The organism is Paraburkholderia sp. JHI2823 (assembly GCF_038900695.1).
Lineage (GTDB): Bacteria > Pseudomonadota > Gammaproteobacteria > Burkholderiales > Burkholderiaceae > Paraburkholderia > Paraburkholderia mimosarum.
Map to the genome: position 1 here is coordinate 1 of NZ_JAYMRY010000064.1, position 21,838 is coordinate 21,838.

Here is a 21,838-nt window from a genome sequence, read left to right on the forward strand (position 1 = left end):
GACTCTTGATACTTTTGCTGTTCCGGCTTCGCCCCGAAAGGCAAGGCCGGGTCGCCACCGCATCAAGCGCCCACACTTATCGGCTGTAAATTTTTAAAGATCGTTCGCGAAAGCGCCGTTAAAACTACCTGACTACCGGCTTCTTTCTGCGTTGCTGCGTCAGCAGCAGAGAAACGAGATTATGAAGACTCTTTCCCGCTTCGTCAACTGCTTTTTTTCGCTTACCGCCTGAAAAAGCCGCCGACTTCGCGTGCCGCCGGTTTCCGCGGCGGCCTTCGCATCCCGGACATCAGAGACATCGAGCTGCGAAGGGGGCGAATCTTAACGCCGCAGCCGACGCCACGCAAGGGGATGCGCTAAATAAATTCGACCGCCGTTTCCGGCGATCGAATTCGCTGCCCGTCTCTGTCACTTGTTCTTGAACGCGGGCTTGCGCTTCTCGACGAACGCGGCCATCCCTTCCTTTTGGTCTTCCGTCGCAAAAAGCGAGTGGAACATCCGGCGCTCGAAGTGCACTCCCTCCGCAAGCGTAGTCTCGTAGGCGCGGTTCACCGACTCCTTCGCCATCATCACCGCAGGCAAAGAGAACTCGCAGATGGTTGCCGCCGCCGCAAGCGTCTCGTTCAGCAGATCCGCCGCCGGAATGACGCGCGACACGAGCCCCGCGCGCTCCGCCTCCTCCGCCCCCATCATCCGCGCCGTCAGGCATAGATCCATTGCCTTTGCCTTCGACACCGCGCGTGGCAAACGCTGCGTGCCGCCCGCACCCGGAATCACGCCCAACTTGATCTCGGGCTGGCCGAACTTCGCCGTGTCCGCTGCGAAGATCATGTCGCACATCATGGCCAGCTCGCAACCGCCACCCAGCGCGAAACCCGCGACAGCCGCAATGATCGGCTTGCGGATCGTGCGGATCGTCTCCCAGTTGCGCGTGATGTAGTCACCCTTGTACACATCCATGAAGGTGTAGGTCGCCATCATGCCGATGTCCGCGCCGGCAGCGAACGCTTTTTCGCTGCCCGTAATGACGATCGCACCAATGCCCTCATCGGCGTCGAACGCCTTGAGCGCCGTGCCCAGCTCGTCCATAAGCGCATCGTTCAGTGCGTTGAGCGCCTTCGGCCGGTTCAAGGTGATCAGTCCGACCTTGCCATGCGTCTCGACCAGGATGTTTTCGTACCCCATAACTCCTCCTTCCATGTAAGGAAAATCCCCAAGAAAAATCTTTCACGCCGATCTTTGACTAATGCTAACATTTGCCAACCAACCGGTCGGTCAATTAATTGACACGGGCCCTTTCCCACCTCTCAATCAATGTTTCGCCATGACACATTCGTTGTTCGCCAAGCATGAGGGCGCGCTTCAAAAAGCGCTTGCCGCCATCGAGACCCGCGGCTACTGGAGCCCGTTCGCCGAAATGCCGAGTCCCAAAGTGTACGGGGAATCCGCTAGCGCAGACGGCGAAGCCGCGTTCAAAGCCCACTTGAATCGCACCTTCGAACTCGACCAGCCTTCGACCGGCGAAACCGTCGGCAGCGAGGCCTCACCGTTCGGTTTCACGCTCGGCGCGCGCTATCCGAAGTCGACCCCGGATCAGTTGATCGAAGCTGCCCAGAAAGCCCAGCGCGACTGGCGCGCGGCCGGCCCGCAAGCGTGGGCTGGCGTGAGCCTCGAGATTCTCGAACGCCTGAATCGTGCGAGCTTCGAAATCGCCTTCAGCGTGATGCATACGACCGGCCAGGCATTCATGATGGCCTTCCAGGCCGGCGGCCCGCATGCCCAGGACCGCGCGCTGGAAGCTGTCGCCTACGCATACGACCAGCTGCGCCGCATCCCTGCCGACGCGCACTGGGAAAAGCCACAGGGCAAGAACCCGCCGCTCGCGATGCACAAGCGGTTCACCATCGTGCCGCGCGGCACCGGCCTCGTACTAGGCTGCTGCACGTTCCCGACCTGGAACGGCTACCCCGGCCTCTTCGCCGATCTGGCGACCGGCAACACCGTCATCGTCAAACCGCACCCGGGCGCGATCCTGCCGCTCGCGATCACGGTGCGTATCGCGCGTGACGTGCTGCGCGAAGCTGGCTTCGATCCCAACGTCGTGACGCTGCTCGCCACCGATCCGAACGACGGTGCGCTCGTGCAGCAGCTCGCGCTGCGCCCCGAGATCAAGCTGATCGACTTCACGGGCAGCACGCAAAACGGCGACTGGCTCGAGCGCAATGCACACCAGGCGCAGGTCTACACCGAGAAGGCCGGCGTGAACCAGATCGTGATCGACTCTGTCGACGACCTGAAGGCCGCCGCGCGCAACATCGCGTTCTCGCTCTCCCTCTATTCGGGCCAGATGTGCACGGCCCCCCAGAACATCTACGTGCCGCGCGACGGTATCCGCACCGCCGAAGGCCACGTGAGCTTCGAGACGGTCGCTCAGGCGATTGCCGGCGCCGTGCAGAAGTTCGTGTCGGACCCGGCACGCGCCGTCGAAGTGCTCGGCGCGATCCAGAACGAAGGCGTGACGGCCCGCATCGACGAGGCCCGCAAGCTCGGCACCGTCCTCACCGACAGCCAGACGCTGCAGCACCCGCAGTTCGCCGGCGCGCGCGTGCGCACGCCGCTCGTGCTCTCGCTCGACGCGGCCCGCGACGCGAGCCAGTTCACGCGTGAATGGTTCGGCCCGATCTCGTTCGTGATCGCCACGGATTCGACGGCGCAGTCGCTCAAGCTGGCCGGCGAGACCGCACGCGACCACGGCGCGCTCACCCTTTCTGTGTACAGCACCAGCGACGACGTGATCGACGCCGCCCACGAAGCCGCCATCACCGGTGGCGTGGCGCTCTCGATCAACCTGACTGGCGGCGTGTTCGTGAACCAGTCGGCAGCGTTCTCGGACTTCCACGGCACCGGCGCGAACCCCGCGGCGAACGCCGCGCTCGCCGACGCCGCGTTCGTGGCGAACCGCTTCCGCGTGGTTCAGAGCCGCGTTCATGTTGAACCGAAAGCGGCCCCTGCGGTAGCCAGCTGAACGGCCTATGCCGTTCAGCCGAATGGTGGCCAATTGACCATCCCTCTAGCATGCAAGGCGTGAGTGCACTTCTGCGCTCGCGCGCCAGGAATCCGAGATGACCGAAGCCTACATCTGCGACGCAATTCGCACCCCGTTCGGCCGCTACGGCGGCGCCCTCAAGGACGTCCGCGCGGACGACCTTGCCGCCGTGCCGATTCGGGCGCTCGTCGAGCGCAATCCAGGCGTGGACTGGAGCGCACTCGACGACGTGCTATACGGCTGCGCCAATCAGGCCGGCGAAGACAACCGCAACGTCGCGCGCATGGCCGCGCTGCTCGCGGGCCTGCCTACCAATGCGCCGGGCGGCACGCTCAACCGCCTGTGCGGCTCGGGGCTCGACGCCGTCGGTAGCGCGGCTCGGGCGATCAAGGCAGGCGAAGCGCGCCTCATGATCGCGGGCGGCGTGGAAAGCATGACGCGCGCGCCGTTCGTGATGGGCAAAGCCGCTTCGGCGTTCTCGCGTGAAGCTGCCATCTACGACACGACCATCGGCTGGCGCTTCGTCAACAAGCTGATGAAGCAGCAGTACGGCGTCGATTCGATGCCAGAAACGGCGGAAAACGTCGCGGAAGAGTTCAACATCAACCGAGCCGATCAGGACGCGTTCGCGCTGCGCAGCCAGCAGAAGGCCGCGCGCGCACAGAAGGACGGCACGCTCGCGCAGGAAATCGTCGCGGTCGAAATTGCGCAGAAAAAGGGTGACCCGGTGCGCGTGACGCTCGACGAGCACCCGCGCGAGACCTCGCTCGAATCGCTCGGCAAACTCAAAGGCGTCGTGAAGCCGGACGGCACGGTCACCGCGGGCAATGCCTCTGGCGTCAACGACGGCGCCTGCGCCCTGCTGCTTGCCAATGAGGAGGCCGCCACGCAATACGGCCTGCGCCGCCGCGCACGCGTGCTCGGCATGGCCACGGCCGGCGTCGCGCCGCGCATCATGGGAATCGGCCCCGCGCCCGCGACGCAAAAGCTGCTCAAGCAGCTCGGCATGACGCTGGACCAGTTCGACGTGATCGAGCTCAATGAGGCGTTTGCGTCGCAAGGCCTTGCCGTGCTGCGCGCACTCGGCATTGCCGACGACGATCCGCGCGTGAACCCCAACGGCGGCGCGATCGCGCTGGGCCACCCGCTCGGGGCTTCGGGTGCGCGCCTCGTCACGACGGCGCTCCATCAACTCGAGCGTACGAAGGGACGCTTCGCGCTCTGCACGATGTGTATCGGTGTTGGCCAGGGTATCGCGCTGGCGATCGAACGCGTCGAGGCGTAACGCGCGCAGTACCGACCGGCCGCCGGACGCAGCGTTCGGCGGTCGCAGGAGACAGCTTTGCATGGGACGAGAGCGCGTGGCGTGATCTGGTCCCCAGGAGACAACCGATGCCCTACGAAGCGATCCGCGTCGAAATCGACGCATCCACCCGCGTGGCCACGATCACGCTCAACCGCCCGGACAAGCTCAACAGCTTCACGCGCGCCATGCACCGGGAGCTTGCCGCCGCGCTCGACGAAGTCGCCGCAGCCGGGGCGCGGGCACTCGTGCTGACCGGCGCGGGGCGCGGCTTCTGCGCAGGCCAGGATCTCGCCGATCTCGAATTCACACCGGGCGCGATGACTGACCTGGGCGCACTCATCGACGAGCACTTCAATCCACTGATCAAGCGCCTTCAGGCGCTGCCGATGCCCGTGATCGCCGCCGTCAACGGCACCGCGGCCGGCGCCGGCGCGAATCTCGCTCTCGCCTGCGACCTCGTGATCGCCGCGCGCTCCGCGAGCTTCATTCAGGCGTTCGTGAAGATCGGCCTCGTGCCCGATTCGGGCGGCACGTGGTTCCTGCCCAAACGCGTGGGCATGGCACGCGCACTCGGGCTCGCCATGACCGGCGAAAAGCTCAGCGCGGAAAAGGCGGAAAACTGGGGCCTCGTCTGGCAAGTGACCGACGACGCCGAACTCGCGCAAACGGCTGGTGCGCTCGCTGCGCGGCTCGCGCAGCAGCCCACGCGCGCCATCGTCGCGACACGCGAAGCGCTGCGCGCAGCGGCAACGAACACGCTCGACCAGCAGCTCGATCTCGAACGCGATCTGCAACGTGAGCTGGGTGCTTCGTACGACTACGCGGAGGGCGTTCAGGCCTTCATCGAGAAACGCGCACCGCACTTCGAGGGCCGCTGAGATGTCCACGCAAGCCTCGCAACCGCCCCAGGAAGCAAGCATGTCGCCCGACGAACTCGCCCGTGCGGCCGCGCAGGCGATGTACGAAGCCGACGGCTGCACCCGCGCGCTCGGCATGGAGCTTCTCGAAGTGCGCGCCGGTTACGCGCGCCTGCGCATGGCTGTGCGGCCCGAGTTCCTCAACGGCCACCAGACCTGCCACGGCGGGATGATCTTCTCGCTCGCGGATTCGGCGTTTGCCTTCGCGTGCAACTCATACAACGTCAACGCTGTAGCGGCTGGCTGCTCGATCGAGTTCCTGCGTCCGGTCCTGCGCGACGAGGTGTTGACCGCCGAAGCCGTCGAACAGGTGCTATCGGGACGCAACGGAGTCTATGACATTCGCGTGACGAACCGGGCAGGCGAAACGGTCGCGCTTTTCCGAGGCAAGTCCGCGCAGATTCGCGGCAATGTCATTCCAGTCGCAGTGTGAAACGGGTCCGTTGCTCGATTCCCCTCGCGTCACGAGTAAAGTTCTTAAGGTCCAGGAGACACCCATGACTACCACGCTGCCGCTCGAACCCATCGAAAAGGCGAGCCGCGATGAGCTGGCTGCGCTGCAGCTCGAGCGCCTGAAATGGTCGCTCAGCCATGCTTATGAGAATTCGCCGGTCTATCGGCGCAAATTCGACGAAGCGGGCGTGCACCCGTCCGAGGTTCAGTCGCTCGCCGATCTCGCGCGCTTCCCGTTCACCACGAAGAAGGATCTGCGCGACAACTACCCCTTCGGCATGTTTGCCGTGCCGCAGGAGCAGATTTCGCGTATTCACGCCTCGTCGGGCACGACCGGCAAACCGACCGTGGTGGCCTATACGGCACGCGACATCGACACGTGGGCGAACGTCGTCGCACGCTCGGTGCGCGCGGCGGGCGCGCGGCGCGGCGACAAGGTGCACATCAGCTACGGCTACGGCCTCTTCACGGGCGGCCTCGGCGCACACTACGGCGCTGAGCGCGCGGGCCTCACGGTAATTCCGTTTGGCGGCGGGCAGACGGAAAAGCAGGTCCAGCTGATCCAGGACTTCCGTCCCGACATCATCATGGTCACGCCGAGCTACATGCTCGCGATCGCCGACGAGATGGAGCGTCAGGGCATCGATCCGGCCACCTGCTCGCTGCGCATCGGCATCTTCGGCGCGGAGCCCTGGACGAACGACATGCGCACGGCCATCGAGCACCGCATGGGCATCACGGCGGTCGACATCTACGGTCTCTCTGAAGTGATGGGCCCGGGCGTTGCCTCCGAATGCGCGGAAACGAAGGACGGCCCGACAATCTGGGAAGATCACTTCTACCCCGAGATCATCAACCCGGAAACCGGCGAAGTCATGCCCGACGGCGAATTCGGCGAACTCGTCTTCACCTCGCTCACCAAGGAAGCACTGCCGATCATCCGCTACCGCACGCGCGACCTCACGCGCCTCTTGCCTGGAACGGCGCGTACCATGCGCCGCATGGAAAAGATCACGGGACGCTCGGACGACATGCTGATCATCCGTGGCGTGAACGTGTTCCCTACGCAGATCGAGGAACTGCTGCTCAAGCAGCCGGCGCTTGCGCCGCACTATCAGATCATCCTGACGAAGGAAGGTCCGATGGACGTCATGACCCTCCATTGCGAACCGTGCCCGGAAAACGCGCCCGACTACGGCGCGCTCGATGCGGCTAGCAAGGCGCTCGCTTACGACATCAAGGCGCTCATCGGCGTGACGTGCAAGGTGATCGTGCTCGAAGTCAATGGCATCGAGCGCTCGGTGGGCAAGGCCAGGCGCGTGATCGACAAGCGGCCGAAGTAACAGAAGCAAGCACAGCGCCGCGCGACGCGTAGCAACGAATGAAAAAGCCGGCGGGTGCCGGCTTTTTCCCCTTACGCGCGCGATTGACGCGATCTACTGAAGCACTGCGGCGCTCACGAGTTCGGGAACAGCAGCCACATGCGGCCGCCCTGCTTCATCTTGCCGGCCAGATCGCCGGCGTCGTCGCCGAGTCCCCAGAAGTAGTCGGCGCGCACACCGCCCTTGATCGCGGTGCCCGTGTCCTGCGCGAACACGAGCCGGTTGAGCGGCGTGTTCGTGAGCGGCCGCGTGGTCTGGAGAAACACCGGCGTGCCGAGCGGAATCGCCGACGGATCGACGGCAATCGAGCGCTCCGGCGTGAGGGGCACGCCGAGTGCGCCGATCGGGCCGTCCGCGCCGCCCTGCGCATCGCCCTCGGAAGCCACCATCTCGCGGAAGAACACGAAGCGCGGATTGGTGTCTAGAAGCGCATCCACCCGCGTCGGGTTCGCGCGCGCCCAGGCCTTGATGCCCTGCATGGTCGCCTGCGCCGGGGTCAGTTCGCCGTGATCGAGCAGCCAGCGTCCGATCGACTTGTACGGCTGATTGTTGGTGCCGCCAAAGCCCACGCGCATCACGCTGCCGTCTTCCATCACGATGCGGCCCGAGCCCTGCACCTGGAGGAAGAACGCTTCGATCGGATCGTCGACCCAAACGAGCTCGTTGCCGTTGAGCGCACCCGAGCGCTCGAGTTGTGCGCGCGGCGGCAGCGCGGCGCCCGGACGATAGGCGGACGGCCAGCGATACAGCGCCGTCTGATAGATGCCATGCCGCGTGCGCGAACCGTGCAGCAGCGGTTCGTAGTAGCCGGTCACGAGACCGTCGAGCGTGCCGTCGTTGTTGGCGAACTGATAGGGCGTGAAATACGTTTCGAAGAATGCGCGCGCGCTCGATGCGTCGAGGTCGTCCAGCTGCGAGGCGGCCGAGCAGGCGCGCTGCCACCGCGCATCGCGCGAGAGACGCGTGCAGTTCGCGCGCAGCGCTGCAGTCACGCCGATCAGCGAGTCGTCCTGCCAGCCCGGCACCTGCTGCCAGGCAACCGGAGTGAGGCGCTGTGCAGCGAGCTGCGAGGGCAACGTGGGCGCCCCCTTGGGCGGTGCGTTGCGCACGTAGCTCGGGCCACCGCATGCGGCAAGCAACGCCGCCAGCGAAACAGCGCCCAGCCATCTGCCAAACGGGCGCCCAAAGCGCCGGAGCGCCGAGCCCGTGCGATATCGCGCCGTTGTGAATCCCGGCATTACCGGTGAATCGAGACCGGAACCGAGGTCAAAATCATGCCTACAATACGGGCTCTCGATGGATGCCGCCATGTCAGAACTGCTCGACGAATACCCGATGCTCATGTTTGGTCTGGAAGCGCTCCTTGCGCTGTTCCTGCTGATTTTCATCGTTGTGTGGACCGCGTCGGGCAGGAAGAAGCAAGCCCAGCACGACGATCGGCGTCAGGACTAGCAGACCCCGAATTCGCGCAGCGGTTCAATGCAGCGTGCGCGGCATGCGCAGCACGAACTCGGGCACGGGTGCCTCGAAGCGTTCGGCGTCCTCGGCCACACAAAAGTACTCCCCGCGCATGGTGCCCACGGGCGTCGCGATCACGGCCCAGCTCGTGTATTCGAACTGTTCGCCCGGCTTCAGAAGCGGCTGATGCCCGACCACGCCGAGCCCTTTCACCTCCTGGACGTGATTTTCGCTGTCGGTGATGACCCAGTGGCGCGCGATCAGCTGGGCGCTCACCTGACCGGTATTGCGAATGGTCAACGTGTAGGCGAAGGCATATTGCCGGCGTTCAGGGTCCGATTCTTCGGGCAGGTAGCGCACCTGCGACGTCACGCTCAATTCGTACTGGCTCATCCTTGTTCCAATCGCCCGGTGCGGCTGCTGAGTCCGTTGGCTGAGACGCCCGCACAGCAAGGCGCTCGCGAACGCGCCGCGAGGCGCGGCACATGGATTGGCATTCTGCTTGATGCGGCGGACACCCGCAACCCGGCGCCGCCCGTGGCGGCGGCCTCGGCAGTGGCAAGGATCGGCTGTCGCACTGACGGTAAAATGCGGTTTTTCCGACAGTTTTTCGATTGCCGCCATGACGCAATTCCGCATCGCCCCCAGCATCCTCTCCGCCGACTTTTCGCGTCTTGGCGAGGAAGTCCGCAACGTCGTCGCTGCCGGCGCCGACTGGATCCACTTCGACGTGATGGACAATCATTACGTGCCGAATCTCACCATCGGGCCGCTCGTGTGCGAAGCGATCCGCCCGCATGTGAACGTGCCCATCGACGTCCATCTGATGGTCCGCCCGGTCGACCGCATCGTGCCCGACTTCGCCAAGGCCGGCGCGAACCTCATCAGCTTCCACCCGGAAGGCTCGGACCACATCGACCGCACGCTCTCGCTGATCCGCGACCGCGGCTGCAAGGCCGGCCTCGTGTTCAACCCCGCCACGCCGCTCAACTATCTCGACCACGTGATGGACAAGCTCGATCTCGTCCTCATCATGTCGGTGAATCCGGGCTTCGGCGGCCAGTCGTTCATTCCCGAGGCGCTCAACAAGCTGCGCGAGGCGCGCGCGAAGATTGACGCCTACACGGCACGCACGGGCCGCGAGATCCATCTCGAAGTGGACGGCGGCGTGAAGGTCGAGAACATCGCCGAAATCGCGGCAGCCGGCGCGGACGCCTTCGTGGCGGGCTCGGCGATCTTCGGCAAGCCCGATTACAAGGCCGTGATCGACCAGATGCGCGCGCAGCTCGCGGGCGTGGCAAGCCCCGCCAGCGCAAAATGAGCGCGCCCATCATATTCAGCGCGCCGCGCATCGAAGCGGCGCTGATCGATCTGGACGGCACGATGGTCGACACCGCCGACGACTTCGCCGCCGGCCTGAACGGCATGCTCGCCCAGCTCGACGCCGAGGAAACCACGCGCGAAGAAGTGATGGGCTATGTCGGCAAAGGCTCGGAGCACCTGATCAAGAGCGTGCTCGCACCGCGCCTTCCCGAGGACGACGCCCAGGCGCGCTTCGACGAGGCGCTCGCGCTCTACCAGGACGAGTACGCGAAGATCAACGGCCTGCATACGCATCTCTACCCGGAGGTCGAAGCGGGCCTCGCCGCGCTGCGCGACCAGGGCATCAAGCTCGCGTGCGTGACCAACAAGCCGCATCGCTTCGCCATGGAGCTCCTGCAGCAATACGGCCTCGCGCAGTTCTTCGAAGTCGTGATCGGCGGCGACAGCCTCGAGAAGAAGAAGCCCGATCCGCTGCCGATGCTCACCGCGTGCCAGCGCCTGGGGGTCAAGCCCGCGGCGGCAGTGGCGATCGGCGATTCGGAGAACGATGCGATCGCGGGCCGCGCGGCCGGCATGGCCACGCTCACGGTGCCCTACGGCTACAACCACGGCCAGCCTGTACAAAAAATCGAATCGGATGGTATAGTTGCCTCGCTGCTCGACGCCGCCAAGGCGGTCGCAGCGCACAATGATCTGACTTAAGTTCTCAACTGAACGTCAATTACCCTCATGTTTCTGAATAAAAAACGGAGTCTGAGCACGATCGACCGGGGAGCCTGGCCCTGGCGTCGCTGGTCGCACTAACCTCGCCCGAGGTTCGCTGAAGTACGCGCGCAAGCCTTCTTCAGCACCGTTTTTTACTTCGCTGCGCACTCGCGCGTGTCTCGACTCTAAACTGTTGCGGTAACCCGTCGGCTGGTCTGGCCGTTGTCCGTCGCTGTCCTTGCGTGCCGTTTCGCCGTTCGCGGCAACCTGCGCGAGGTGCCAACGCCTACGTCTGACCATTCGTCGATCCCCGGCAAGCGCTTGGTAGTACGCGTTTCCCGGGCCGCACGAGCGAGCGCCAGCGGCCATCAAGCACTCAAAAACAAATGCCTCGCGCTGACCGCGCGCCCCTTTTTGAGCCGCACTGGGCCCGCACCCGACGCCGCGACTGGCAGCACGAACAGGATCGGAACATGACCGAACTCGAATTTCAGTCCCTCGCCAACGAGGGCTACAACCGCATCCCGCTGATCGCCGAGGCGCTCGCCGACCTCGAAACGCCGCTCTCGCTGTACCTCAAGCTCGCGCAGCCCGAGCGCGGCGGCGCGAATTCTTTCCTGCTGGAGTCCGTCGTGGGCGGCGAGCGCTTCGGGCGCTACTCGTTCATCGGGCTGCCCGCGCGTTCGCTGATCCGCACACGCAATGGCGTTTCCGAAGTCGTCCGCGACGGCCAGGTGCTGGAAACGCATGACGGCGATCCGCTCGAATTCATCGCGCAGTACCAGGCGCGCTTCAAGGTCGCGCAGCGTCCGGGCCTGCCGCGCTTCTGCGGCGGTCTCGCGGGCTACTTCGGCTATGACGCGGTACGCTACATCGAGAAGAAGCTCGCCGACACCTGCCCGCCCGACGACCTCGGCCTGCCCGACATCCAGTTGCTGCTGACCGAGGAAGTCGCGGTCATCGACAATCTCGCGGGCAAGCTCTACCTCATCGTCTACGCCGATCCGCAAACGCCCGAGGCCTACACGAAGGCCAAACACCGCCTGCGCGAACTGAAGCAGCGCCTGCGCACGACGGTGCAGCCGCCCGTTACCTCGGCGAGCGTGCGCACGGAAACGTTCCGCGAATTCAAGAAGGACGATTACCTCGCCGCCGTGCGCAAGGCCAAGGAATACATCGCCGCCGGCGAACTGATGCAGGTGCAGGTGGGCCAGCGCCTCATCAAGCCGTATCGCGACAATCCGCTTTCGCTCTACCGCGCGCTGCGCTCGCTGAACCCGTCGCCGTACATGTACTACTACAACTTCGGCGACTTCCACGTGGTGGGCGCGTCGCCCGAGATTCTGGTGCGCCAGGAAAAGCGCGGCGAGGACCGCATCGTGACGATCCGGCCGCTCGCGGGCACGCGTCCGCGCGGCAACACGCCCGAGCGCGATGCCGAGCTCGCGACGGAACTGCTCAACGACCCCAAGGAAATTGCCGAGCATGTCATGCTCATCGATCTCGCGCGCAACGACGTGGGCCGTATCGCCGAAATCGGCTCGGTGGCCGTGACCGACAAGATGGTCATCGAAAAGTACTCGCACGTGCAGCACATCGTGAGTTCGGTGGAAGGCAAGCTCAAGCCCGGCATGAACAACTTCGACGTGCTGCGCGCCACCTTCCCGGCCGGCACGCTCTCGGGCGCTCCGAAGGTGCGCGCGATGGAGCTCATCGACGAGCTCGAGCCCGTGAAGCGCGGCCTCTACGGCGGCGCGGTCGGCTATCTCTCGTTCAACGGCGAGATGGACCTCGCGATCGCGATTCGCACCGGGCTCATCCACAGCGGCAATCTGTATGTGCAGGCCGCCGCTGGCGTGGTCGCGGATTCGGTGCCCGAGTCCGAATGGCAGGAAACCGAAAACAAGGCGCGCGCCGTGCTGCGCGCCGCCGAGCAGGTGCAGGACGGCCTCGACAGCGACTTCTGAGCGGAGACAAGACCATGTTGCTCATGATCGACAACTACGATTCGTTTACCTACAACATCGTCCAGTACTTCGGCGAGCTTGGCGAAGACGTCCGCACGTATCGCAACGACGAGATCACCCTCGACGAGATCGCGAAACTCAATCCGGCGCGCATCTGTCTCTCGCCCGGACCGAGCAACCCGCAGCATGCGGGCATCACGCTCGACGTGCTGCGCGAATTCGCGGGCAAGACGCCGATTCTCGGCGTGTGCCTCGGCCATCAGGCCATCGGCGAGGCGTTCGGCGGCCGTGTCGTGCGCGCGAAGACCATCATGCACGGCAAGGTGAGCCAGATCGAAACCGACTGCAAAGGCGTATTCGCCGATCTGCCGAAGCACTTCAACGTCACGCGCTATCACTCGCTCGCGATCGAGCGCGAGTCGCTGCCCGACTGCCTCGAAATCTCGGCGTGGACCGACGACGGCGAAATCATGGGCGTGCGTCACCGCGAACTCGCGGTGGAAGGCGTGCAGTTCCATCCGGAATCGATTCTCTCGGAACACGGCCACGCGCTGTTCGAGAACTTCCTGAAGCAAACCAAGAGCGCTTGATACGGAGACGAACATCATGATTACCCCGCAGGAAGCGCTTCAACGCACGATCGAGCACCGCGAGATCTTTCACGACGAGATGCTCCATCTGATGCGCCTCATCATGCGCGGCGAGCTTTCGCCGGTGCTCTCGGCCGCCATCATCACCGGCCTGCGCGTGAAGAAGGAAACCATCGGCGAGATCACGGCCGCAGCCACGGTGATGCGCGAGTTCGCGAAGCACGTGGAGGTGAAGGACAACTCGAACTTCATCGACATCGTCGGCACCGGCGGCGATGGTTCGCACACCTTCAATATCTCCACGGCTTCGATGTTCGTGGTCGCGGCGGCGGGTGCCAAGGTCGCGAAGCACGGCAACCGCGGCGTCTCCAGCAAATCGGGCAGTGCCGACGTGCTCGAAGCGCTCGGCGTGAACATCGACCTGCAGCCGGAACAGGTGGCCGCGTCGATCGCCGAGACGGGCATGGGCTTCATGTTCGCGCCCAACCACCATCCCGCGATGAAGAACATCGCCGCCGTGCGCCGCGAACTGGGCGTGCGCACGATCTTCAACATTCTCGGGCCGCTCACGAATCCGGCCGGCGCGCCCAATCAGCTGATGGGCGTGTTCCACCCGGACCTCGTCGGCATTCAGGTGCGCGTGATGGAGCGCCTCGGCGCGAAGCACGTGTGCGTGGTGTACGGCAAGGACGGCATGGACGAAGTGTCGCTCGGCGCCGCCACGCTCGTGGGCGAACTCAAGGACGGCAAGATTAGCGAGTACGAGATCCACCCCGAAGACTTCGGCATGCAAATGGTCTCCAACCGCTCGCTCAAGGTCGAGAACGCCGAAGAATCGAAGGCCATGCTGCTCGGTGCGCTCTCGAACGAGCCGGGTACGGCACGCGAGATCGTCGTGCTCAATGCCGGCACGGCCCTCTATTCGGCGAACATGACGGACTCGATTGGCGATGGCATCGCGCTAGCCCGCGAGACACTCGCGAGCGGGCGCGCACGCGCCAAAGTCGACGAACTGGTACGCTTCACGCAACAGTTCAAACGCTGATCCCGCACCGTTTTTGCTCCCGACATCATGAGTGACATCCTCGAAAAGATCATCGCGGTCAAGCGCGAAGAAGTGCGCGCCGCCGAGCAGAGCGCCCCGCTCGAAGAACTGCGGCTCGCCGCGAGCGCGCGTGACCTGCGCGATTTCGTCGGCGCGCTGCGCGCGAAACACCTCAACGGCCAGCCCGCCGTGATCGCCGAAGTGAAGAAGGCGAGCCCCTCGAAAGGCGTGCTGCGCGCAGACTTCCAGCCCGCCGAGATCGCGCGCTCGTACGCCGAAGGCGGCGCGGCCTGCCTTTCCGTGCTCACCGACGTGCAGTTCTTCCAGGGCAGCGCGGCGTACCTCGAAGCCGCGCGCGCCGCGTGCGACCTGCCCGTCCTGCGCAAGGACTTCATCGTCGATCCGTACCAGATCCTCGAGGCGCGCGCGATGGGCGCCGACGCGATCCTGCTGATCGCCGCCGCGCTCGAGCCCGGGCAGATGCGCGAGCTCGAAGCGTTCGCGCATTCGCTCGGTCTCGCGGTGCTCGTCGAAGTGCACGACCGCGACGAGCTTGCGCACGCGCTCACGCTGAAGACCCCGCTCATCGGCATCAACAACCGTAACCTGCGCACGTTCGAAACCACGCTGGAAACCACCATCGGCATGCTCGACGAGGTGCCGGAAGACCGCATCGTCGTGACCGAGTCGGGCATTCTTTCGCGCGCCGACGTCGAGAAGATGCGCGCGCTGTCGGTCCATACGTTCCTCGTGGGCGAGGCGTTCATGCGCGCAGAGCAACCGGGCGCTGAACTTGCGCGGATGTTCTTTTGATTGCATGTAAGTCCAGAGCCAACATGGGTATCGAACGCGAAATCAAGCTCGCGCTGCCGAGCGATCAGGTGGACGCCGCGCTGCGTCTGTTCGGGACGCGCGCCGGTGCGCCGGGCCGCGCCATCAGGCTCGAAAACGTCTACTTCGACACGCCGGCGCTCGCGCTGGCGCGCGCAAAGAGCGCGCTGCGGCTGCGCCGCACGCCCGAAGGCTGGCTGCAGACGTTCAAGACCGCCGGCGGGGCACAAAACGGGCTGCACGCGCGGCACGAGTGGGAAATACCGGTGGCGGGCGAAGCGCTCGAAATCGACAGGCTCCTGCACGAATGCGACGAAGCCGGCGTTTCGACTGCGCTTTCGGAGGCGGCTGCGGACCTGATTCCGCTCTTTCGCACCGATTTCACTCGCACGCTATGGACGCTCGAAGTCGATGGCGCACAGGTGGAAGCAGCCATCGACCAAGGCGAGATCACGGCGGACGTGAACGGCCAGACCCGCCGCACGCCGATCTGCGAAATCGAGCTCGAACTGAAGGCGGGTGACGAAGCCGCCCTGCACACGCTCGCGGCGGAACTCGCGACGGCGCTGCCGGGCCTCGCGCCTGACGACATCAGCAAGGCTCAGCGCGGATACAAGCTGCGGGAAGGCTGACAACGACGCGGCCATCCGCCGCGCGAGGCAGAAAAAGGGCACTCGAAACGGCACGCGCAATGGCGCTGTTAGTTGCAGCACTAACGCCAATCCCCAACCGCCCGCCCTGCCGCGCCCGCGCCCGATTGAATCGCCGCGCAATTGCTGCGACACTTGCCGCCCATGACCTCCACGAAACGCCCGCGCGTCGCGACGCCGGTGCAGGCCTCGCTCTTCGACGACGATCTGTCCGACACGGCGCAAGCCACGCTCGACGAGCCGCCCCTGCCCGAAGTCGACCCGCGCCAGATCACGATCTTCTCGCTGTTCGACGACGACGAATTTCCGGCGCCCGCCCGCTCGCCCGCCGTTATGCCCGCACCCGACATGTCCCACGAACACGCCACGCCGCAGGCCGCGGTCGACACCACCCGCCTCGAAGACCAGTTCGACGTCCTGCCCGCCGCCTGGCGCGAGCTGCTCGCGCCCTTTATCGCGAGCGACGCCTACGCACCGCTGTGCCGCTTCGTCGACGCCGAGCGTGCGGCGGGCAAGACCGTCTATCCCGCCGATGTGTTCCGCGCGCTGCGCCTCACCTCGCCCGACGACGTGAAAGTCGTGATCCTCGGCCAGGATCCGTATCACGGCGAAGATCGCGGCACGCCGCAGGCGCACGGCCTGGCCTTCTCGGTGCCGCCCTCGGTGCGCCCGCCGCCGTCGCTGCGCAACATCTTCAAGGAGATAGCGGCGAGCCTCGGCATCGAAGCGCCGGCGCACGGCTGTCTCGATGCCTGGGCGCGCCAGGGCGTGCTGCTACTGAACACCGTGCTGACCGTCGAGCGCGCCAGCGCCGCGAGCCACGCGAAGCGCGGCTGGGAGCGCTGCACCGATACGCTGATCCATGAACTCGCCGCGCGCCACGAGCATCTCGTGTTCATGCTGTGGGGCGCGCACGCGCAAAACAAGCGTGCGCTGCTTTCCGGCTCGCATTGCGTGCTCGAAGCCCCGCATCCGTCGCCGCTTTCCGCGCATCGCGGCTTTCTCGGCTGCGGGCACTTCGCGCAGGCGAACGAGTATCTGCAAGCGCACGGCCGCCAGCCGATCGACTGGCGTCTGCCGGCGGAAGGCGTCGTGCTCGCCTGAGCCTTCGCGCCACGCAATAAAAAAACGCCACGAAATCGCTTTCGTGGCGTTTTTGCTTTCGAGCCTGATCGGAGACTTACGCCGTCGCAATCGCCTCGCGTGCACCGGCAAGCGCTGCGCTGGCCGCTTCCGGGCCCATGTTCAGACCTTCGGCGTAGATGAAGCTGACGTCGGTCATGCCGAGGAAGCCGAGGAACGACTTCAGGTACGGCGTCTGGCTGTCGTGCGGGGTGCCTTGATACTTGCCGCCGCGAGCCGAAACGATGAACACCTTCTTGCCCGCCACGAGACCTTCAGGGCCGTTCGCGGTGTAGCGGAACGTGATGCCGGCACGCGCGATCCAGTCGAAGTACGTCTTGAGCTGCGACGAGACGCCGAAGTTGTACATCGGAGCGCCGATCACGATGATGTCCGCGGCTTGCAGTTCCGCGATCAGCGCTTCGCTGCGCGCGGCGATGGCCTGCTGTTCCGGCGTGCGCTGCTCGGCCGGCGTGAAGAACGCGCCGAGGACGGCGTCGTCGAGGTGCGGCAGCGGCTCGGCTTGCAGGTTGCGCTTGACGACCGTCGCGCCCGGATTCGATTGTTGCAGACGCTCCGTCAATTCATTGACGAGCAGCGTCGACTGGGCGCCTTGCGAACGGGCGGCGGAATTGATTTGCAGAATCGTGGTCATGGTGGCTCCTTCGGGTCTCAGTTGCGCAACGTTGCGCGAGTGAAGCCATTGTGTTGATTTGCCGCGCCCCGAAAAAGTAGCCCGCCGACGACGGATTGTTGCAGCGATAGAACAATCGGAGGCACAAAAAAACGGCGTGGGGCATTTCGCCCACGCCGTTCAAGGTGTCGCCGCGTCGCGAATGTGCGGCGCGCAATTAGCTCAGGCCGCCAGCCAGCGCTTGCGCAGACCAAGTACGGCCGCCGGTTTGTCGGCCGTGCCGAGCTTGTAGCGCGCGACGTCGGGCGCATCGAGCGTCAAACGCGCCACGCGAAGCTCGTCGCGGCGGAATGCGTGAATCTCGACTTTGGCGCCCGGCTGGTAGCGCGAGAGCAGCGCGTCGAGATTCGCGCCCGTCACGCGCAGGCCGTCGAGCGCGACGATCGCGTCGCCTGCCGAAAGTCCCGCCTTCTGCGCCGCACCGCCTTCGTAGACCACGGCGAGCGTCGCCTCCGCGCCGCCGCGCAGGCGCGCGCCGAGCGACGGCTTCGCGCCGCGGTCCGGTTCGCCTTGGAGCGTCACGCCGAACGGCTCGAACAGTGCCGCGAGCGGCAGATCGCGCGTGCCGCGCACGGCGTCGCTAAAGAGCGCGCCCAGTTCGACACCCGTCGCCTCGGCGATCAGCGCCTCGACATCGTCCTCGCCCACGCCCACCGGCTTGCCGCGATAGAAGTCGCGCCCGTAGCGCTGCCACAGGAGGCGCATGACGTCGTCGAGCGATTTGCGGCCGTTCGTTTGCGCGCGGATCGACAGGTCGAATGCCAAGGCGACGAGCGAGCCCTTCGTGTAATAGCTGACGATCGCATTCGACGCGTTCTCGTCCTGGCGGTAGTACTTGACCCACGCGTCGAACGAGCTTTCCGCGACGCTCTGTTTCAGGCGCCCCGCGCCGCGCAGCACGCCGGCTATCGTCTTGCCGAGGAGACCGAAGTATTCGTCGGCGGAAATGAGGCCGCTGCGCACGAGCATGAGGTCGTCGTAGTAGGACGTGAACCCCTCGAAGAGCCACAGCAGCGACGTATAGTCCTCGCGCGTGAGGTCGTACGGCACGAACGCGGCGGGCTTGATGCGCTTCACGTTCCAGGTGTGGAAGTATTCGTGGCTGCACAGGCCCAGATAGGTGCGGTAGCCTTCCGACGTCTCAGGCTTGCCCTTCACCGGCAGATCCGTGCGATTGCAGATCAGCGCCGTCGAGGCGCGATGCTCGAGGCCGCCGTAACCGTCGCTCACGGCCTGCGTCATGAACACGTAGCGCTCCATCGGCGCGCGTTTCGTGCGCGGCTCGAAAAGCGCGATCTGCGCCTCGCAGATCTTCTTCAGATCGGCGGCGAGGCGCTCGATGTCGAGCGCCACCACGCGGCCCGCGATCACGATGTCGTGCGGCACGCCGTGCGCCTTGAAGCTCGCGAGCGTGAACTCGCCGAGTGTGACCGGATGATCGATCAGTTCGTCGTAGTCGGCGGCCGTGTATTCGCCGAAGCCGTAGCGCTTGGTGCCGCGCGCTTCGGTGAGCGCCGTGCCGACGCGCCAGTGGCGGTAGGCGTGCCCATCGGGGCGCTGGATGTCGACCACGTGCTGCGCCGTCTCGTGCCCGAGCGCCGCAAGAAAGACGCTCGTGCCGTTGAAGAAGCCCACGGTGTCGTCGAGATGCGCAGCGCGCACCGACAGGTCCCACGCATAGACCTCGTAGCGCAGCGTGAGTGCGCCCTTCACGGGCGCGGCCTGCCACGAATGCTTGTCGGTCTTCGTCACGCGCACCTTGCGGCCGGCATCGTTGAAGGCCCGCAGCGTGACGATGTTGCGCGCGAACTCGCGCACCATGTAGCTGCCCGGAATCCACACGGGCAGCATGAAGCACTGGCCCTCCGGCGCTGGGTCGTCGACCGTGAGCGTCACCTCGAACAGATGCGCGGCGGGATTCTTCGGGACGATGGTGTATCGGATCGGCTTCATCGGCGGGATCGGAGTGAGTGTCGGTCAGCTAACGCGCAATGCGTGTTGCAGTATGCCCGGCGCACGACAGCGGACAAAAACATGCGAGGCAAAATGAGCACCGGCCGCGAAAGCGGCCGGCGGTTCAGGCGGGGCTTTAGTGGGCGGCGCTCAGCGCCTTTTCGAGCCGGTCGCCGCTGACCGCGCCCGGCAGGCGCGTACCGTCGGCGAGAATCACGGTGGGGGTGCCGGTCACGTTCATCTTCGCGCCGAGCGCGAGATTGCTGTCGATGGCGGCGGTGTCGCAGGTGCCGGCCGCCGCGGGCGCCTTGCGCTCGACCATCCACGATTCCCACGCCTTCGCGCGGTCGGACGAACACCAGATCTGTTTGGCCTTCGCCGTCGAGTCCGGCGAGAGCACCGGGTACAGGAAGGTGTAGACCGTCACGTTGTCGACGGATTTGAGCGTGTTTTCGAGCTGATGGCAGTACGGGCAGTTCGGATCGGAGAACACGGCCATCTTGCGCTTGCCATCGCCCTTCACGACCTTGACCGCGTTCTCGAACGGCAGCTTCGCGAAATCGACCTTGTTGAGCTCATTGAGGCGCGCCTCGGTGAGATTGCGATGCGCTTTGGTGTCGATCAGTTCGCCGTTGAGCACGTAGTCGCCGTTGGCGTCGCTGTAGACGATCTGCGTGCCGAGATTGATCTCGTAAAGGCCCGGCAGCGGCGCCCTGGTGATGCCCTTGATGTCGCTCGCGTCGATGCCGAGGCGCGACTGCAGCGCCGACTTGATCTTGTCGGTGGTCTGGTCGGCCTGCGCCGAGCAGCCGAGCGCCGAGGTGGCTACCGCGACGACGAGCGCGGCGATTCGAATACGCGTTTGCATGGGATGCGTTCCTGATTCGGGCGCGTCGCGAGAATGCGGCGCGCGCAGAGTTCCATCGGATGGCCGGGACGACATGCGCTGCGGGCGCGGCCCGCCGGCCACTCACTAATACGCCCATTCTAAGCTGCGCCGCGCTCTAGCAACGGAAATGGCCGCTTGCGCGCGTGATGTGCCGGCGGTGCGTCAGCCGAGCGCCGAGGCCACGAGCCAGCGCTTGAGAAGCGGCTGTGCGCCCACGAACGCCATGCCCGTGTTGCGCACCGCGCGAGCCAGCATGCCGGGGAGCGAGAAGAGCCGCTGCAGGCCATCGGTGGCGACGACGAGCTTCTGGATGTCCTCGCGGCGGCCGCGTTCGTAGCGGCGCAGCAGCACGGTGTCACCCAGATCGCGGAACGCCTCTTTGTTCGTGATGACATCGACGAGCGCTGCGACGTCGCGCAGGCCCAGATTCACGCCCTGGCCCGCAAGCGGGTGGATCAGATGCGCGGCGTCGCCGACCAGCGCGACGCGCGGCGCGACGAGCCGATCGACCGTCTGCAGCGAAAGCGGAAAGCCGCGCCCCGGGGTGACGCATTCGAGCGCGCCTAGCTGGCTTTGCGAGACGCGCTCGACTTCGGCCGCGAGCTGCTCCGGCTCGAGCTTGAGGAGCTCGTCGGCGTGATCGGTCTGCGCCGACCAGACGAGCGACACGTGCTGATCCGGCAGCGGCAGCAAGGCAACGATCTCGCCCTCGCGAAACCACTGGTACGCCGTTTCGCCGTGCGGCTTTTGCGCACGGAAATTGGCAACGACGCCGGTTTGCCGGTAATCGCGTCGCTCGACCTTCGAGCCGATCCGCGAGCGCACCCACGAGTGGGCGCCGTCCGCGCCGATCGCGAGATCGGCTTCGATGGTGCGGCCGTTGGCGAGGCCGATCACGGCCGCGTCGGGCTTCACGTCGAGCGTTTCGGCACGCGTGTCGATCCACGCGAGGTTGGGCTGGAAGTGCAGCGCGGCGTCGAGCGCACGTTCCACGACCGACGACTCGGCAATCCACGCGAGCTGCGCCACCGATGCCTGATACGCCGAGAAGTGCAGCTCCGCGGCGGCGTCACCGAACACGCGCATGTCATAGACGGGCGTGAGGCGCGCGGCGTCGATGGCCTGCCAGACCCTCAGCCGCTCGAACAACGCCTGCGAGCTGCGCGAGAAGGCATAAACGCGCGCGTCGAACACGGCGCCCGCAGGCAGCGGCGCGCAAGGCTGCGCGAGCAGCGCCACGCGCAGGCCGCCCTGGGTCAGCGCGAGCGCCGCCGATTTGCCGACGAGCCCGCCGCCGATCACAGCGACATCAAAGGTCTGGGTGCTTGCAGTCATGCGCGCATTATAGCTGCGGGTGCCTCGCTGACAGGGCCGGATGGACGGGATGTTGCGTCGCAACAAGGCGTCGCGGGGCGGCTGCCCACGGGCGCGGCGTCGTCCGCGTCGAAGCCTCACCCCGACGAGGTTACAATTACGGTTTTCGTGACTCCGCTGACCGGTGTCACGC

The 21,838-nt window shown here is 65.5% G+C and carries 21 protein-coding genes; 14 read left to right on the forward strand and 7 right to left on the reverse strand.

All coding sequences use genetic code 11. The features are described from left to right. Nucleotides 1–408 precede the first annotated feature (408 nt). Nucleotides 409–1,185, reverse strand: coding sequence for an enoyl-CoA hydratase (locus VSR34_RS35425; protein ID WP_028214748.1), 777 nt, complete (start codon nucleotides 1,183–1,185; stop codon nucleotides 409–411). A 139-nt stretch (nucleotides 1,186–1,324) separates the two neighbouring features. On the opposite strand from VSR34_RS35425, the gene paaN reads away from it, so the two are divergent. The 5 genes from paaN to paaK all read left to right on the forward strand — a co-directional run bounded on the left by paaN (nucleotide 1,325) and on the right by paaK (nucleotide 7,065). Beyond that, complete coding sequence (gene paaN, locus VSR34_RS35430) at nucleotides 1,325–3,025, forward strand: phenylacetic acid degradation protein PaaN (RefSeq protein ID WP_028214749.1); 1,701 nt, start codon at nucleotides 1,325–1,327, stop codon at nucleotides 3,023–3,025. A 97-nt stretch (nucleotides 3,026–3,122) separates the two neighbouring features. Further along, the gene (gene pcaF, locus VSR34_RS35435) at nucleotides 3,123–4,331 is read left to right on the forward strand and encodes a 3-oxoadipyl-CoA thiolase (protein ID WP_028214750.1); all 1,209 of its coding nucleotides are present in this window, start codon (nucleotides 3,123–3,125) and stop codon (nucleotides 4,329–4,331) included. A gap of 107 nt (nucleotides 4,332–4,438) precedes the next feature. Continuing rightward, nucleotides 4,439–5,230 carry a 2-(1,2-epoxy-1,2-dihydrophenyl)acetyl-CoA isomerase PaaG gene (gene paaG / locus VSR34_RS35440; protein WP_028214751.1) on the forward strand — a complete coding sequence of 264 codons (792 nt, stop codon included), beginning with the start codon at nucleotides 4,439–4,441 and terminating at the stop codon, nucleotides 5,228–5,230. Between the two features lies 1 nt (nucleotide 5,231). Next, complete coding sequence (paaI, locus tag VSR34_RS35445; protein WP_342964894.1) at nucleotides 5,232–5,702, forward strand: hydroxyphenylacetyl-CoA thioesterase PaaI; 471 nt, start codon at nucleotides 5,232–5,234, stop codon at nucleotides 5,700–5,702. Between the two features lie 64 nt (nucleotides 5,703–5,766). Then, nucleotides 5,767–7,065 (forward strand): phenylacetate--CoA ligase PaaK, encoded by a 1,299-nt coding sequence (gene paaK, locus VSR34_RS35450; protein ID WP_342964895.1) that lies wholly within the window; start codon nucleotides 5,767–5,769, stop codon nucleotides 7,063–7,065. A gap of 113 nt (nucleotides 7,066–7,178) precedes the next feature. On the opposite strand, the gene VSR34_RS35455 is transcribed toward paaK, so the two are convergent. Further along, nucleotides 7,179–8,342, reverse strand: coding sequence for an MltA domain-containing protein (locus tag VSR34_RS35455; protein ID WP_063619618.1), 1,164 nt, complete (start codon nucleotides 8,340–8,342; stop codon nucleotides 7,179–7,181). Nucleotides 8,343–8,412: 70 nt separating this feature from the next. Here VSR34_RS35455 and VSR34_RS35460 point away from each other — a divergent pair, with 70 nt between their 5' ends. After that, nucleotides 8,413–8,556, forward strand: a complete 144-nt coding sequence (locus VSR34_RS35460) for a hypothetical protein (protein ID WP_028214755.1) — start codon at nucleotides 8,413–8,415, stop codon at nucleotides 8,554–8,556. 24 nt (nucleotides 8,557–8,580) lie between these two features. Here VSR34_RS35460 and apaG read toward each other — a convergent pair whose 3' ends face one another. Beyond that, nucleotides 8,581–8,955, reverse strand: coding sequence for a Co2+/Mg2+ efflux protein ApaG (apaG, locus tag VSR34_RS35465; RefSeq protein WP_028214756.1), 375 nt, complete (start codon nucleotides 8,953–8,955; stop codon nucleotides 8,581–8,583). Between the two features lie 229 nt (nucleotides 8,956–9,184). On the opposite strand from apaG, the gene rpe reads away from it, so the two are divergent. From rpe to VSR34_RS35505, 8 genes are all read left to right on the forward strand, one after another. Next, nucleotides 9,185–9,883: a ribulose-phosphate 3-epimerase gene (rpe, locus tag VSR34_RS35470; protein WP_342964896.1), complete on the forward strand. Its 699-nt coding sequence runs from the start codon at nucleotides 9,185–9,187 to the stop codon at nucleotides 9,881–9,883. Next, the gene (locus VSR34_RS35475) at nucleotides 9,880–10,587 is read left to right on the forward strand and encodes a phosphoglycolate phosphatase (protein ID WP_028232258.1); all 708 of its coding nucleotides are present in this window, start codon (nucleotides 9,880–9,882) and stop codon (nucleotides 10,585–10,587) included. Before rpe ends, VSR34_RS35475 begins: the two co-directional genes overlap by 4 nt. A 476-nt stretch (nucleotides 10,588–11,063) precedes the next feature. After that, nucleotides 11,064–12,557 (forward strand): anthranilate synthase component I, encoded by a 1,494-nt coding sequence (gene trpE / locus VSR34_RS35480; protein WP_028214759.1) that lies wholly within the window; start codon nucleotides 11,064–11,066, stop codon nucleotides 12,555–12,557. A gap of 14 nt (nucleotides 12,558–12,571) precedes the next feature. Beyond that, a complete protein-coding gene (locus tag VSR34_RS35485; protein WP_028214760.1) occupies nucleotides 12,572–13,147 on the forward strand; it encodes an aminodeoxychorismate/anthranilate synthase component II in 576 nt (191 codons plus the stop codon). Between the two features lie 13 nt (nucleotides 13,148–13,160). Beyond that, nucleotides 13,161–14,192: an anthranilate phosphoribosyltransferase gene (gene trpD / locus VSR34_RS35490; protein ID WP_028232259.1), complete on the forward strand. Its 1,032-nt coding sequence runs from the start codon at nucleotides 13,161–13,163 to the stop codon at nucleotides 14,190–14,192. 27 nt (nucleotides 14,193–14,219) lie between these two features. Then, a complete protein-coding gene (gene trpC, locus VSR34_RS35495) occupies nucleotides 14,220–15,005 on the forward strand; it encodes an indole-3-glycerol phosphate synthase TrpC (RefSeq protein ID WP_342964897.1) in 786 nt (261 codons plus the stop codon). Nucleotides 15,006–15,028: 23 nt separating this feature from the next. Next, nucleotides 15,029–15,655 carry a CYTH domain-containing protein gene (locus VSR34_RS35500; RefSeq protein ID WP_342964898.1) on the forward strand — a complete coding sequence of 209 codons (627 nt, stop codon included), beginning with the start codon at nucleotides 15,029–15,031 and terminating at the stop codon, nucleotides 15,653–15,655. A gap of 162 nt (nucleotides 15,656–15,817) precedes the next feature. Further along, a complete protein-coding gene (locus VSR34_RS35505) occupies nucleotides 15,818–16,777 on the forward strand; it encodes a uracil-DNA glycosylase (RefSeq protein WP_028214764.1) in 960 nt (319 codons plus the stop codon). 76 nt (nucleotides 16,778–16,853) lie between these two features. On the opposite strand, the gene VSR34_RS35510 is transcribed toward VSR34_RS35505, so the two are convergent. The 4 genes from VSR34_RS35510 to VSR34_RS35525 form a co-directional block, all read right to left on the reverse strand. Next, complete coding sequence (locus VSR34_RS35510) at nucleotides 16,854–17,450, reverse strand: NAD(P)H-dependent oxidoreductase (RefSeq protein ID WP_028214765.1); 597 nt, start codon at nucleotides 17,448–17,450, stop codon at nucleotides 16,854–16,856. A 201-nt stretch (nucleotides 17,451–17,651) separates the two neighbouring features. Beyond that, nucleotides 17,652–19,442, reverse strand: coding sequence for a PDZ domain-containing protein (locus tag VSR34_RS35515; RefSeq protein WP_028214766.1), 1,791 nt, complete (start codon nucleotides 19,440–19,442; stop codon nucleotides 17,652–17,654). A 136-nt stretch (nucleotides 19,443–19,578) separates the two neighbouring features. Next, entirely contained in the window at nucleotides 19,579–20,310 is a 732-nt protein-coding gene (locus tag VSR34_RS35520) for a DsbC family protein (protein WP_028214767.1), read from the reverse strand. 183 nt (nucleotides 20,311–20,493) lie between these two features. Continuing rightward, complete coding sequence (locus VSR34_RS35525; protein ID WP_342964899.1) at nucleotides 20,494–21,666, reverse strand: UbiH/UbiF family hydroxylase; 1,173 nt, start codon at nucleotides 21,664–21,666, stop codon at nucleotides 20,494–20,496. Between the last annotated feature and the right edge of the window lie 172 nt (nucleotides 21,667–21,838).